The following is a 14164-nucleotide window of genomic DNA, read 5'->3' as shown; positions in this document are numbered from 1 at the left end:
CGAGATCGCTTGAGCGGTGGAAAATCGGGCCGCCACGGCTCTTTTTTCGAAGGGCCCAACCCCAGCCCGGCAGCCTTTCTTCCGCAACGACGCAGCAGATGCGACCATCGTGACGTCCTCCGCCTCCTCTCGCCTTCCTCGGCTGCATTTCGACCTGACCACTGTCCAGCTCTTCATTGCCGTCGCCGACCTGGGCAGCATCACCCGCGGCGCCGAACGCCTCCATCTGGCTCCCGCCGCCGCCTCCCGCCGCATCCTCGAACTGGAAGCCCAACTAGGCGTCTCGCTGTTCGAGCGCCTTCCCCATGGGATGGCTTGCACTGAAGCCGGCCGCGCACTGTTAGCCCACGCCCGCGGCATCACCCACACCGTCCAGCGCATGCAGGACGACGCCGCCTCCTTCGTCGGCGGCGACCTGGGCGTGGTACGCGTTGCCGCCCCAAAGTCAGCAGTCATCCAGTTCCTCCCCTTCGACATCCAGCGCTGCGCCACCGACTGCCCCGGCGTCCGCATCGACCTCCAGGAAATGAACAGCCTGGAAGTCCAGCAATCCCTGCGCCGCGGCACCGTGGACATTGGCATCTACGAAGGCAGCCTGGGCGTCGTGGACCTGCCGACCGCGCTCTACCGGACCGACAAGCTGGTGCTGGTGGTGGCGCGCGGCCACGCGCTGGCCAAGCGCAAGCAGGTCACCTCGGAAGACGTGCTCGACTGCGACCTGATCGTCCTCGGCGAAAGCTCGGCCATCTCCATCGGCCTTGAACGTCTGGCCGAGGAAGCCGGCCGCGTGCTCCATATGCGGATGCGCGTCGGCGGCTTCGACAGCATCGCCGCACTGGTGGCCCAGAACCTGGGCGGCGGCGTGATGCCGGAGGCGATTGCGCGCGAGGTGGCAGGCGGTAGCCGCTTCGTGCGTTTGCCGATCGCGGAAGATTGGGCGCGACGCCAGTTCGTGCTCTGCCACCGGCCCCATGGCGCACTTTCCTCCGCCGCGCTCAGCGTCCTGGAAGTGCTTGCGCAAAACGCGAAACCAGAATCCCCAAAATAGCGATAGCCCTTGGCGCGCGCATTGCGGAAGATGGCTCCATAACGATTAGTACTACGGAGACACGCAATGCAGCGCAGACAATTCATCCTGGCCGCAGCGGCCGGACTGGCGATGCCCGGCCTGGCGCGCGCCGCCGCTGACGTACAAGGGCCGGTGCGCATCGTAGTGGGGTTTGCCCCCGGTGGCGGCACGGATGTGCTGGCGCGCGTGATCGGGCAGAAGCTCGGGGTCATGTGGAATACCAGCGTGCTGGTGGAGAACAAGCCCGGCGCGACCGGCGCGATCGCCGCCGCCTATGTGGCCAAGCAGCCGCCGGATGGCACCACGCTGCTGATGGCCCACGTCAACAGCCATGCGATCGCCCCGGCGCTGCTGGACGTCAAGTACGACCCCCGCGCTGATTTCACCCCGATTTCGATGGTGGGCGTCACGCCCAATATGCTGACCTGCCGTCCGGAACAGAAGGTGCGCACCGTTTCGGACATCGTGGCGCTGTGCCGGCAGAAGCCCGGAAAGATCTCCTTCGGTTCGTCCGGCATCGGTTCGGCGCAGCATCTGGCGCTGGAGATGTTCCGGATGCAGGCCAGGATCGACGTGGTGCACGTCCCGTACAAGGGCTCGGGCCCGCTGGTGGCGGACCTGATGGGCGGCCAGATCGACTATGCGTTCGACACGATGACCGCCGCCACGCCCTTTATCCAGCAAGGCAAGGTGATCGCGATCGCGCAGACCCGGCTCAAGCGCGCGGCCAGCCATCCCAATGTGCCGACGCTGGCGGAGTCGGGCTTCCCCGGCCTGGACGCTGCGTCGTGGTACGGCCTGGTGGGGCCGAAGGGCATGCCGCCGGCGCTGGTGCAGCGCATGAACGCGGACGTCAACCGCGTGCTGGCGATGCCCGATGTGGCCGAGCGCCTCAAGAGCTTTGGCGCCGAGGACTCCGGCGGCACGAACCAGCAGTTCAGCGCCTTCATCGCGTCCGAGTCTACCAAGTGGGCCAAGGTCGTGAAGGACGCCGGCGTGAAGGCCGAGAGCTGATGGCGCGGAGCCGCCGCGCCCACATCCGCCGACTTGTCGAATTTCCCAGGAAGCACCCGATGACTGATTTCACCGATTCCGGCGCGCAAGCGCCTGCCACCAAACTGCCGCTGTCCGGCGTGCGCGTGCTCGACGTCAGCCAGGTCATGGCCGGGCCCTACGCGTGCATGCTGCTGGCCGACCTCGGCGCCGACGTCATCAAGGTCGAACCGCCAGAAGGCGGTGACCAGACGCGCGGGGCGATGGGGTTCAAGATGAAGGGCCCGGACAGCATGGGCTTCCTCAACATGAACCGCAACAAGCGCAGTGTCACGCTGGACCTGAAGACCGAGTCGGGCCGGGAGGTGCTCTATCGCATGGCGGAATCGGCCGACATCCTGGTGGAGAACTACCGCCCCGGCGTGATGAAGCGCCTGGGGATCGACTACGAGACGCTCAGCAAGATCAATCCGAAGCTGGTCTACTGCAGCATCTCGGGCTTCGGCCAGAGCGGGCCGTGGGCCGGCCGGCCGGGCTTCGACCTGATGGCGCAGGCGATGTCGGGCGTGATGAGCGTCACCGGCTACCCGGGCGGCGCGCCGGTGAAGGCGGGCGTGCCGGTGGCCGATATCGGCTGCGCGCTGTTCGCGACCTACGGCATGCTGTCGGCCTATATCGGCGCCAAGGAGACGGGGAAGGGGCAGTATGTCGACGCGTCGCTGTTCGACTCGGCGCTGGCGTTCTCGGTGTGGGACACCTGCGAGTACTGGGGCACGGGCCGCGAGCCCGAGCCGCTTGGCACGGCCAACCGCATGAGCGCGCCCTACCAGGCGATGAAGGCCGCCGACGGCTACTTTGTGATGGGGGCTACCAACCAGAAGCTGTGGCAGCTTCTGTGCAACACGCTCGAGCGGCAGGACCTGCTGGCGGATGAGCGCTTTGCCACCGTGGCGCTGCGGCTGGCCAACCGGCAGGCACTGATCACGGCACTGGAAGAGAGCTTCGCCAGGCAGGGCGCCGACTACTGGATCGAACAGCTGCTGGAAGTCGGCATCCCTGCCGGGCCGATCCTGACCTACCCGCAAGCTTTCGACAGCGAGCATGGCCGTCACCGCCAGATGCGTATCGAGATCGATCACCCGATCGAGGGCAAGGTGCCCAATATCGGCTTCGCGGTGAAGATGGGCGGCACGCCGCAGCAGGTACGCCGGCCGCCGCCGCTGCTGGGCCAGCATACGGAAGAAATCCTGGCCGAGCTGGGGCTGTCGAAGGACGAACAGCAGTCGTTGGCCGCGGCCGGCGCGTTCGGCGCATGAACGCCGCGCAGCCGCCGGGAGGCGGTCAATCCGGGGCGAGCCAGCGTGAAGGCGGTGCTGGCAGCGACGGGCAAGTCCGGCTCACGGTGCAGGGGCAGGTCGCGACGCTGACCTTCGACCGCCCGGCCGCGCGCAACGCGATGACGTGGGCGATGTACGAGCAACTCGCCACGCACTGCCGCGCGCTCGCGGCGGATGGCAGCGAGGGCGTGCGCGTGGTGGTGCTGCGCGGGGAGGGCGGGGAGGCCTTTGTCGCGGGCACTGATATCGCGCAGTTCCGGCAATTCTCGAATGGCGATGACGGGGTGGCCTACGAAGCGCGCATCGACGAGGGCATCCGCCTGGTCGAACAGCTGCCGATGCCGACCGTTGCCGTGATCGAGGGCTGGGCGGTGGGCGGCGGGCTTGCCATCGCGACCGCCTGTGATTTCCGCGTGGCGACGCCCAAGGCCCGCTTCGGCGTGCCGATCGCCAAGACCCTCGGCAACACACTGTCGGCGATGAATCTTGCCAAGCTGCGTGCGGCGTGGGGCTTGCAGCCGGTGCGGCGCATGCTGCTGCTGGCGCAGATCCTGGATGCCGATGCGGCGTTGGCGTGCGGATTCCTGGAAGGCGTCTATGCTGCCGAGTCGCTGGAGAGCGAGGTCGCTGCGCTATGCAGCCGGCTTGCCGCGCTGGCGCCTGTTACGCAGACGGTCGTCAAGGAGGCCTTGCGGCGGCAGACCGTGGAGGCGGTGGCCGATACCGATGATCTCGTGCGCCTGTGCTACGGAAGCGAAGACTTCCGCGAAGGGGTGGAGGCGTTTGTAGGCCGGCGGCCGCCGGAGTGGAAGGGGCGTTAAACGTGCAGGCTGGCCCGGCGCGAATGATGGTTCGCGCCGGGCCATTATCGTTTACCGTCAAGCGGCCTTCCTCGCCTCGGAAGCATCCGGCTGTGTGCGCGCATCACCGCGCTGGCACTTCATAAATCAGCCGCACATATTTCGGCGCAGGCTGGCTGTCCACTACCACGCCGCCCATCGCCTCCGGAATCCGCCGGCTTGCCCAATTCTCTTCCGCCACCGGATAGATGAACCGCGGCGGCTGCAAGGCAGCCATCGCCCAGTCTTTCACCGCCAGCACGGCCTCCATTCCATAGCCGTGGCCGTGGGCGTCTTCCCGGATCCAGATGCCGAATTCCGGCGCGGGCGTATCGGCATGATGCAGCCCGGCCAGTCCCAGGAATTGGCCGTCACTCGTGCGGCGGATGGTAAAGATAAAATCCGATCCGTCGTCCATGGCCGGCAGCCAGGCTTGCCAGACGTCACGGAATGCCGCCAGGGATGGGGCAGGTTCCCATTCCATGTAGCGTGCCAGGGTTGGCGTGATGCAAGGCCATACTTCGTCGGCATCGGCGCCGGAGAAGGGGATCAGGGCGAGGCGTGCCGAATGGATCGTTGGTGCGGACATGGCGTTCTCGATGGGAGATCAGGCACCTTCATTATTGCGCACAAGAATCCATTCGACCGGTACTACGCATTGCTTTGGGGGAATCAAGCGGCTGTCATTCGTTGACCGTACGCATGGGTGTACCTGGGCGTTACCCTGCCCGATCCAGCACTCCTTCCCGCGCCTGCATCGTCCGCTTTGCAATATTCAACTGGTGAATCTGCGTGGTCCCCTCATACAACCGGAACAACCGCACATCGCGATAAAACCGCTCCGCCACCGTACGCGCCATATACCCGCTGCCGCCAAAGATCTGCACCGCACGATCCGCCACGCGTCCGCACATTTCAGAGGCGAACAGCTTGCACATCGATGCCTCCATAGTCACGTCCTCGCCGTTGTCGCGGCGGCGGGCGGTTTCCAGTACCAGCGCGCGCGCGGCGTGGATGTCGGTGTTGCTGTCGGCAACCATTTGCTGCACCAGCTGGTAATCGGCGATCGGCTTGCCGAACTGGCGCCGCTGGCTCGCGTAGCGCACCATCTCGTCCACCAGGCGGATGGCAGGGCCGATGCACAGGCCGGCCAGGTTGATGCGCTGCTTGTTGAGCGCCTTCATCGCCGTCTTGAAGCCGACGCCAGGCTGGCCGCCGACGATGGCGGTGGCGGGCACGCGACAGTCCCGCAGGTAGACGTCGCCCACCGGGGAGCCGTGCTGGCCCATCTTGCGTTCCGGTTCGCCGGTGCTGATGCCGGGCGTGCCGCGTTCGACCAGGAAGGCGCTGATGCCGTGCGCGCCAGGGGTATCGGAGTCGGTGCGCGCGAAGACGGTGAACAGGTCGGCGATCGGTGCGTTGGTGATGAAGCATTTGCTGCCGTTCAGCACGTAATGGTCGCCCTCGCGCCGGGCCGATGTCAGCAGCGAGGTGGCGTCGGATCCGGCTTCGGGCTCGGTCAGCGCGAAGCAGCCGGTCAGCTCGCCCGATGCAAGCCGCGGCAGGTAGCGCGTCTTCTGCGCTTCGGTGCCGTCGACGACCAGCGACTCGGAGGCGATGCCGGTGTTGCCGCCGAAGCGCGCGCGGAAGACGGTCGCGGCCTGCGAAACTTCGATGTTGACGAGCGTCAGTTCTTCGGACGTCAGCCCCGCGCCGCCATAGGCCTCGGGGATGCTGTGTCCGAACAATCCGAGTTGTCGCATGGCGTCGACCACTGGTTCAGGGATGACGTCGTCGCGGTCGATGTCGGCTTCTAGCGGAATGCAGGTATTGAGGACGAACTGGCGGAGGTCGGCAAGCAAGGCTTGCATGCGGGCGGCGTCACGGATCATGGGAGTGTCAGCTGGGTAGGTGTCTGGGAAGGAGCGGGATGTGTCTTGCCGTGTGGACGACAGGCGCTACTGGGCGCTGATGCCGGCGGTCTTCAGCACGCGGGTCCACTTCTTCGACTCGCTGTCCAGGTAGCGGTCAAAGGCCGGTGCGGATTGCGGGGCCACGTCCATGCCGATGTCGGCCAGACGCTTGACCACGGCAGGATCGCTGACGGCCTGCGCCGCGGCGTCGGCGAGCTTGCGCACGACGGCGTCGGGGGTGGCGTGCGGCGCGACCAGTCCGAACCACGCGCCCACTTCATAGCCGGGCAGGCGCGCAACTTCGGCGACGGTGGGAATGTCCGGCAACGCCGCGGACCGCTTGGCGGAAGTCACCGCGAGTGCGCGCAGCTTGCCGCTCTGGACCTGCTGGCGGGCGATCGCCGCGGTCAGCGCCATCATCGACACGCGCGCGCCCAGCACGTCCGTCAGCGCCTCGGGCTGGCCCTTGTACGGCACATGCATCAGCTTGACCTCGGTCATTTGCGCGAGCAATTCGCCGGAGAGGTGGTTGGAGGTACCCACGCCGGCGCTGGCGTAGGTCAGCGCACCGGGCTGGCTGCGCGCGGCGTCAAGCAGTTCAGGCAGGGTGCGCAGGCGCGACGATGCGGGGACCACGATCACGTTGGGCACCACGCCAAAGCCGGCAACCGCGCGGAAGTCGCGGGTGCCTTTCCAGTTGATCGCGCTGTTGAGCAGCGGCCCGACCACGTAGCTGGGACTGACGGCAAGCAGGGTATAGCCGTCAGGCGTGGCCTTGGCAGCGATGTCGGTGCCGATGGAGCCGCCCGCGCCGGTGCGGTTCTCGACGATGACAGGCTGGCGCAGCAGCAGGGCCATGCGCTCGGCGGTGACGCGGGTGACGGTGTCGACCACGCCGCCGGCCGAGAACGGCGCGATGATGCGAATGGGGTGGGCGGGGAACCTGTCGGCACTGTCGGCGGCGCCAAGGGCCACGGCAGGCGCGAGCGCGGCGCAGCCGCACATGGCGGCCAGCAGGCGCCGGCGTGCTGTTTGAGAGGATTGCATCTTGTCTCCTGGTCTGGGATGTTCCCGTGGTTTCCCGATAAGGCCGCAATCTCGCCGGATCGCTTGGCGCCTCCTTGCTACAACCTCCGCGGCGTCGTCACCGCTTGTCGTCACTGCCTGGCATCACATCAACGCGCGCACGCCAGCTCGATCTGCCTGACGCCTTCGCGCAACTTCTGCGCGACCGTGCGCGCCAGCATGTCGTCACGGTCGCGCGCGGCGGCGATGGTGCAGTTCAGCGCGAACGGGTCTTCATGCAGCGATTGCCGGATCGGCACGGCTATCGCGTGGATGTCCGTTCGCCATTCGCCGCGGCTAAGGCAAAAGCCATGCGCCGCGTAGTGCGCCTGTTCCGCAATCCACATCGGCTGCTCCCGTTCGAAGCGCCCGGCATCTTCCACGCGCAGCCGGTTCAGCACCGCGGCGCGCTCTTCCGCCCCGCACGCCAGCAGCACGGCGCGGCCGATCGAGGTGGACAGCAAGGGCCGCGTACTCCCGATGTCGGGCTGGTACACGTTGCCCGGCTCGACGCGGCAGCTGTCCACGTACACCACCGTCAGCCGCTCGCGCATCCCCAGGTTCACCGTGCACCCGGTTTCGCGGGCGATGGCTTCCATATATGGCCGCGCGATCTGGCGGATAGCCAGCCCGGCAAGCATCGGATACGCCAGCGCCAGCACGCCAGCGCCGAGCCGGTACTTCTGGTTGCCCGGCACCCGGCTCAGGAAGCCAAGCAGGCTGAGCGTGTACGTCAGGCGCGACACCGTTGCCTTGGGCAGTCCGGTCCGCGCCACGATGTCCTGGTTGCCCAGCACCGGGCTGCCCGGCGTGAACGCCCGCAGCACGTCCAGCCCGCGAGCCAGGTTGCTGGCGAACTGGCGATCGGTTGAGAGTTCGTCGGCGCTGGCAAGGCCGGGCAGTGGAGTGCGTTCCATGTCTGGCGGCGGTCTGTTGGCATTCATGCTCGGATCCGTGAGGGGGGCTCGTCAATGTTGTAGCACGACGGTTCCGCACAGCGAAACCGTGCTTGCGCCCGGCGAGCGGGGCTGTCAGTTTGGATCGCAGCAACCTGCGCCCAACCCCAAAACGAAGAGACAGATCCCAATGCCGAACGCGTCACCCGACCACGCCGCCACGGCGGCAACGCCTTGCAACACCCACACCGACGCCGGCACCGGCCCGCTGGCGGGCGTGCGCATCCTGGACATGGCCACCGTGGTGGCGGCACCGTTCTCGGCCACGCTGTGCGGCGACATGGGCGCCGAAGTCGTCAAGCTGGAGCTGCCGGATGGCAGCGATCCGCTGCGCTCGCTCGAGCCCGTTACCGACGCGCACGCGCTGTACTGGAAAGTGACCAACCGAGGCAAGCGCGGCATCTCGCTGGACGTGCGCACACCGCGCGGCAAGGAGATCTTCCTGAAGCTGCTGCCGCAGTTCGATGTCCTGGTCGAGAACTTCCGCACCGGCACGCTGGCGCGCTGGGGGCTGGATATCGAGACCCTGCGCGCGGCCAATCCCGGCCTGGTGGTATTGCGGCTGACCGGCTTCGGCCAGACCGGACCGTATGCGCAGCGGCCCGGGTTTGCGCGGATCTTTGAAGCGATGAGCGGGTTCACCAACCTGGCAGGCTCGCCGGAGAGCGGGCCGATGCACATGAACTACCCGGTCGGCGACATGGTCGCTGGCTTGTTCGGCGCCTTTGCCATCGCCACCGCCGTGGCGGAGCGGCGCGCGCGGCCGGACCTGCCTGGCCGCGAGATCGACCTGGCCGCCACGGAAGCACTGTTCCGGCTGCTGGAGCCGCTGGCGGTGGAGTACGAGCAACTGGGCCGCGTGCGCCAGCGCGCGGGCAATCGGACTACCTATGCGGCACCGTCGAATATGTACCGGACCTCGGACGATGTCTGGGTCTCGGTGGTGGCGTCGTCCGATGCCACCTTCCGCCGCCTGGCAGAAGCGATGGCGGCGCCGCAGCTCGCGTGCGCGGCCGACTACGCCACCAACGCCGGCCGCGTGCGTAATCTCGATGCGCTCGACGCGCAGATCGCGGCCTGGTTTGCTGCGCGGTCCTACGCGGACGCGGCGTCGGCGCTCGAGGCGTGCCAGGTGCCGTTCAGCAAGGTGTTCAGCATCGCCGACATTGTCGAAGATCCGCAGATGCGCGCGCGCGAGGCGATCGTGCGCCTGCCGGATGCCGAGCTTGGGTCAGTGCCGGCGCCATGCGTGGTGCCGAGATTCTCCGGCTACGCACCGGCCGCGCCGTGCTGCGGCCCGGCCGTGGGCGAGCACAATGCGCTGGTCTATGGCGCGTTGGGCCTGGGGGCGAGTGAGTTGCGCGCACTGAGGGAAGCGGGCGTGATCTGAATCGTTTCAGTTCTTGCCGACTGGTGCCGCCGAAAGAACTTAGCGTGCGCGAAGGACACACCGATTGCAGTGTCCTCTCAGTGCCGCTTTAAGTCCCTATTTCACACTCCTTCGATTCATAGGCTTTCGTCTGCGTTAGTTGTCAACTGACAACTAACGCAGACGCACTTAATCTTGGAGACAGGACCACGGTTCAATCTGCAGAAGGCGAGGTAGCTATGGAATATTCTTTCACCCTCAGATATCAACTATCACCGGACGATAACAATCCCGATGCCCTGGTCGAACGCCTGTAGGAGGCGGGATGTGACGACGCAATCGTCGGGACGGGCGTGGCGGGCCGGATTGCAGTCGCCTTTGACCGTGATGCGGAGTCCGCCATGGACGCCATCATGAGCGCGCTCGCCGACATAAAGCGTGCCATACCATCCGCAATGCTGATCGAAGCCGCGCCGGATCTGGTCGGCCTGACGGATATTGCCGATGCGATCGGAATGTCCCGCCAGAACATGCGCAAACTGATGATCGGCCATCCCGAGTCATTTCCGCCGCCGGTGCATGAAGGCGCCAGTTCGCTATGGCACCTGCGCGAGGTCTTGTTGTGGATGAGCAAAAACAGCTACGAGATAGAGCGGACACTGATTGAAACGGCATCCACGACCATGCAAGTCAATCTGGCAATGCGCGTCAGGGACGTGAGCCCTGCAATGGAGCGCCGGTTCCGGCCGTTGGTGGCCTGATCAGCGCTTCCGGTTGCCCCTGTCAGCGCACCACACCCCGCTGCGGCATGCCGTAGCCAGTTGGTGCGCTGGTTCCGCAATTACGGCGTCTGACGCATGCCAGCTCAATCCAGCCGGATGTTGTACTCCTTGATCACATTCCCCCAATAAGCCTGGTCGGCCTTCGCCACCGCCGCGAACGCCGCCGGGCGCGAAGTCTTGACGATCAGCCCCAGGTCGGCCATGCGTTGCCGGATATCGGCCGCGGCCATCACGGTCTCCACATCCGCGGAAATCTTCTCGACGATAGCCTGCGGCGTCCCGGCCGTGGTGAACAGGCCGAGCCAGGCCGGGCCGTCCAGCCCCTTGTAGCCGAGTTCCTGGAAGGTGGGCACGTCGGGCAGCATCGGCGCGCGCGTGTTGCCGGTCACGGCCAGCGGCTGCAGCTTGCCGCTGCGCGCATGCTGGCGCACGGTCATCGGCGACAGCGTACCCAGCGAGATCTGGCCCCCGATCAGGTCGGTGGCGATCGGCGCCTCGCCCTTGTACGGGACGTGCAGCAGCTCGACGCCGGCACCGGTCGTGAACACCTGCATATAGAGATGGGCGCCGGTGCCGATGCCATAAGTGCCGTAAGAAAGCTTGTTCGGCTGCGACTTGGCCAGGCTCACCACCTCGGGCAGCGTGCGTGGCATGGCGCTGTTGGCGGTCAGCACCAGGCTGGAGGTGCACAGCTGGCCGATGGCGGTCAGGTCGCGCAGCGGATCGAAGGGGGGCTTGGCCACCATGTAGGGCGTCTGCACCAGGCTGGGCAGCGCCAGCAGCAGCGTGTAGCCATCGGGCGCCGCCTTGGCCACCACGTCGGCGCCGATCATGCCGCCGACGCCGGGGCGGTTCTCGACGATGACCGGGCGCTGCCACAGCTTGCCGAGCGGTTCGCCAAGCGCGCGTGCCAGCACGTCAGTGGCGCCGCCCGGCGGGTAGGGCACGACCAGCCGCACCGGCCTCGACGGATAGTTCAATACGGCGGACTGGGCTGACTGGGCCCGGGCATGGCCAAGGCCAAGCGCCGAGGCCGTGGCGGCGAGGGAACCTGCACCCAGCCACTGCAGGGCTTTGCGTCGGTCAGCTTGCATGGTGTTTCCTCCTGGTTGTGACGTCCTGGTTGTCTTGTAGCGCCTTGCGCGCATGGCAAACGGCAGCGTACGGGCCGCTGCCGGCGCGGCACATCGGCGCTATGGACGAGACAGTGGGACGGTATTTACCCCGAGGAGCAAACGGCGATGACAGCGCCGCCGTGAAATCTTTCAACACACTCGGCAAGAAATCTAAATTCCTTTTCAGTAACCGTTCTGTGACGATACCCGCAGGTGCGCTATTGCACCTTTTTGTCTTTTGGCGGAGGACGTCCTATGGCAACCGGCAAGCGCAACGGGCTTCATTCGCAGGCCCCGGCGCACGGCGCAGCGCAAGCGCCGCCTGCCTCTGCTGCGGCGCCGCATCGACGCCGCACGTTCCTGATTGCCGTGCTGGCCTGTGCCTGCATGGCGGCAGGCGCGGGCGGCAGCTGGTGGTACGCGCAGTCGCTCTCCGGCAAGGCGCCCGGGGTGGTGGAAGGCGACGGCAAGAGCGGTCCGCTCGGCATGGTCCGCATACCCGGCGGCGAATTCCTGATGGGCAGCGACAGCAAGATGGCGCAGGCCAACGAGAAGCCGGCGCACAAGGTGCGCGTGCATGCGTTCTGGATGGACAAGCACCACGTCACCAACGGCGAGTTCCGCAAGTTCGTCGAGGCCACGGGGTACGTCACCACGGCGGAGCGGGTGCCGGACTGGGAGACCCTGAAGGTACAGCTGCCCCCTGGCACGCCGCGTCCGCCCGACAGCGCGATGGTGGCCGGCGGCATGGTCTTTGTCGGCACGCCGCGTCCGGTGCCGCTGCGGGACTATTCGCGCTGGTGGCGCTATGTGCCCGGCGCCGACTGGCGTCATCCGGGAGGTCCCGGTACCTCGATCGAAGGCAAGGACGACCATCCGGTGGTGCAGGTGTCGTACGAAGACGCCCAGGCCTATGCCAAATGGGTCGGCAAGCGCCTGCCTACCGAGGCCGAGTGGGAATTTGCCGCGCGTGGCGGGCTGGAGCAGGCCACCTACGCATGGGGCGACCAGTTCGCGCCCGCCGGCAAGCAGATGGCCAACGTCTGGCAGGGCCAGCAGAACCAGCCGTTCCCGGTTGTTAGCCCGGCAGTCAGCCCGGCAGTCAGCCCGGCAGTGAGCCAGGTAGTCAGCCCGAAGGCCGGTGGCGCGCTGGGCACCAGCCCGGTCGGCACGTTCCCGCCCAACGGCTACGGACTGTCCGACATGACCGGCAATGCCTGGCAATGGGTCGCCGACTGGTACCGCGCCGACCAGTTCCGGCGCGAAGCCGGCAAGGCGCAGCCGATCGAGAACCCGGCCGGCCCCCTGGCCTCATGGGATCCCAGCGAGCCTGGCGTACCGGTCAACGCGCCCAAGCGCGTGACGCGCGGCGGCTCGTTCCTGTGCAACGAAGACTACTGCCTGAGCTACCGCCCCAGCGCTCGGCGCGGGACGGATCCTTTCAACAGCATGTCGCACCTTGGCTTCCGGCTCGTGATGGACGACAGCCGCTGGGCCGAAATGCGCCGCAACGCGCCCCATCTGCCGCTGGCGATGGGCGGACAGCCGCAGCCGGCGTCACGCTGATGCCGGAGCGGTGCGACACGACACAGGAGCAAGTGCCATGAGCATGCCTGCCAACAGCGCCTTGCGCGCAAGCGCATCGCGCAAGACGATCGCGGCACTGTGCGCCGCGCTGGCGCTTGCGGGCCTGCAGCTTTCCGGCTGTACCGCGCCCGCCGGACCCGCGGCCCCCGCGGCACAGGCCACTGCCGCCCAGGCCCAGCCCGCCGAACAAGCCCTGCCATCGTGGCGCGATGGCGCCGCGCGTCAGGCGCTGCTCAAGTTCGTGGCCGACGTGACGCGCCCGGGCTCGCCCACCTTCGTGCCACCCGAGGCGCGCGTGGCGGTGTTCGACAACGACGGCACGCTGTGGAGCGAGCAGCCGCTGTATTTCCAGTTCTTCTTCCTGCTCGACCAGGTCAGGGCCGCCGCGCCGCAGCATCCTGAGTGGCGCAACAATGCCGCGTTCAAGGCGCTGATGGCCAACGACATGAACGCGCTGATGGCAAACCAGAAGCAGCTGCTCGGCTTGATCGCCACTGCCAACAGCGGCATGAACGTGGACGAGTACGACCGCACCATCCGCGACTGGCTGTCCAGGGCGCGCCATCCCAGGTTCAAGCGGCCCTATACCGAGCTGGTCTACCAGCCGCAGCTGGAACTGCTGTCCTACCTGCGCACCAACGGCTTCAAGACCTACATCGTCTCCGGCGGCACCATCGATTTCATGCGGCCGTGGAGCCAGCAGGTCTATGGCATCCCGCCCGAGCAGGTGATCGGCTCGTCGCAGGCGGTGCGCTACATGGTGCGCGACGGCAAGCCGGTGCTGGTGCGCGATCCCAAGCTCGACTTTATCGATGACGGCCCCGGCAAGCCGGTCGGCATCTACCGCCATATCGGCCGCCGGCCCATCCTCGCCGTCGGCAATTCCGACGGCGACCTGCAAATGCTCGAGTACACCGCCGGCGGCGACGGTCCGCGCATGGCGGTGCTGGTGCATCACGACGACGCCGAGCGGGAGTTCGCCTACGACCGCCAGTCCAAGGTGGGCAAGCTGGACAAGGCGCTGGATGCGGCGCGCTCGCGAGGCTGGACCGTGGTCAGCATGAAACAGGACTGGCAGCAGATTTATCCGGCCGGCAAGCCATGAGCACGATGCGAGCAGCAGTGAACCGACCGTAACG

Annotated in this window: 12 protein-coding genes and 1 pseudogene; 8 read left to right on the top strand and 5 right to left on the bottom strand. The window is 66.9% G+C overall.

The window, feature by feature from the left end; genetic code table 11:
- The first annotated feature begins 109 nt into the window (after positions 1-109).
- The 4 genes from E0W60_RS25130 (at position 110) to E0W60_RS25115 (ending at position 4220) form a co-directional block, all read left to right on the top strand.
- Positions 110-1048, top strand: coding sequence for a LysR family transcriptional regulator (locus E0W60_RS25130; RefSeq protein ID WP_135705950.1), 939 nt, complete (start codon positions 110-112; stop codon positions 1046-1048).
- Between the two features lie 66 nt (positions 1049-1114).
- Positions 1115-2083, top strand: coding sequence for a Bug family tripartite tricarboxylate transporter substrate binding protein (locus E0W60_RS25125; protein ID WP_135705949.1), 969 nt, complete (start codon positions 1115-1117; stop codon positions 2081-2083).
- A gap of 59 nt (positions 2084-2142) precedes the next feature.
- Positions 2143-3378 (top strand): CaiB/BaiF CoA transferase family protein, encoded by a 1236-nt coding sequence (locus E0W60_RS25120; protein ID WP_135705948.1) that lies wholly within the window; start codon positions 2143-2145, stop codon positions 3376-3378.
- A complete protein-coding gene (locus E0W60_RS25115) occupies positions 3375-4220 on the top strand; it encodes an enoyl-CoA hydratase/isomerase family protein (protein WP_135705947.1) in 846 nt (281 codons plus the stop codon). The genes E0W60_RS25120 and E0W60_RS25115 overlap by 4 nt, the downstream gene beginning before the upstream one ends.
- 103 nt (positions 4221-4323) lie before the next feature.
- Here the strand turns inward: E0W60_RS25115 and E0W60_RS25110 are convergent, their stop codons facing one another.
- The 4 genes from E0W60_RS25110 to E0W60_RS25095 form a co-directional block, all read right to left on the bottom strand.
- On the bottom strand, positions 4324-4827 hold the full coding sequence (locus E0W60_RS25110; protein ID WP_133092365.1) for a GNAT family N-acetyltransferase: 504 nt from the start codon (positions 4825-4827) through the stop codon (positions 4324-4326).
- 130 nt (positions 4828-4957) lie between these two features.
- The gene (locus tag E0W60_RS25105; protein WP_135705946.1) at positions 4958-6130 is read right to left on the bottom strand and encodes an acyl-CoA dehydrogenase family protein; all 1173 of its coding nucleotides are present in this window, start codon (positions 6128-6130) and stop codon (positions 4958-4960) included.
- Positions 6131-6196: 66 nt separating this feature from the next.
- Complete coding sequence (locus E0W60_RS25100; protein WP_135705945.1) at positions 6197-7198, bottom strand: Bug family tripartite tricarboxylate transporter substrate binding protein; 1002 nt, start codon at positions 7196-7198, stop codon at positions 6197-6199.
- A 128-nt stretch (positions 7199-7326) separates the two neighbouring features.
- On the bottom strand, positions 7327-8133 hold the full coding sequence (locus E0W60_RS25095) for an IclR family transcriptional regulator (RefSeq protein WP_135705944.1): 807 nt from the start codon (positions 8131-8133) through the stop codon (positions 7327-7329).
- A 271-nt stretch (positions 8134-8404) separates the two neighbouring features.
- On the opposite strand from E0W60_RS25095, the gene E0W60_RS25090 reads away from it, so the two are divergent.
- Both E0W60_RS25090 and E0W60_RS25085 read left to right on the top strand, forming a co-directional pair.
- Complete coding sequence (locus tag E0W60_RS25090; protein ID WP_240746004.1) at positions 8405-9562, top strand: CaiB/BaiF CoA transferase family protein; 1158 nt, start codon at positions 8405-8407, stop codon at positions 9560-9562.
- A gap of 218 nt (positions 9563-9780) precedes the next feature.
- Positions 9781-10302, top strand: a pseudogene (locus E0W60_RS25085) (DNA-binding protein).
- A 104-nt stretch (positions 10303-10406) separates the two neighbouring features.
- Here the strand turns inward: E0W60_RS25085 and E0W60_RS25080 are convergent.
- On the bottom strand, positions 10407-11417 hold the full coding sequence (locus tag E0W60_RS25080) for a Bug family tripartite tricarboxylate transporter substrate binding protein (protein ID WP_135705942.1): 1011 nt from the start codon (positions 11415-11417) through the stop codon (positions 10407-10409).
- A gap of 276 nt (positions 11418-11693) precedes the next feature.
- Here E0W60_RS25080 and E0W60_RS25075 point away from each other — a divergent pair, with 276 nt between their 5' ends.
- Both E0W60_RS25075 and E0W60_RS25070 read left to right on the top strand, forming a co-directional pair.
- Positions 11694-13004: a formylglycine-generating enzyme family protein gene (locus E0W60_RS25075; RefSeq protein WP_431189888.1), complete on the top strand. Its 1311-nt coding sequence runs from the start codon at positions 11694-11696 to the stop codon at positions 13002-13004.
- Positions 13005-13047: 43 nt separating this feature from the next.
- Positions 13048-14130, top strand: coding sequence for an HAD family hydrolase (locus tag E0W60_RS25070; RefSeq protein ID WP_431189915.1), 1083 nt, complete (start codon positions 13048-13050; stop codon positions 14128-14130).
- The last annotated feature ends 34 nt before the right edge of the window (positions 14131-14164 follow it).

The sequence above is a fragment of the Cupriavidus oxalaticus genome (assembly GCF_004768545.1).
Classification (GTDB): domain Bacteria; phylum Pseudomonadota; class Gammaproteobacteria; order Burkholderiales; family Burkholderiaceae; genus Cupriavidus; species Cupriavidus oxalaticus_A.
Note: the sequence above shows the minus strand (reverse complement) of the source record. Positions and strands in the feature narration are given on the sequence as shown.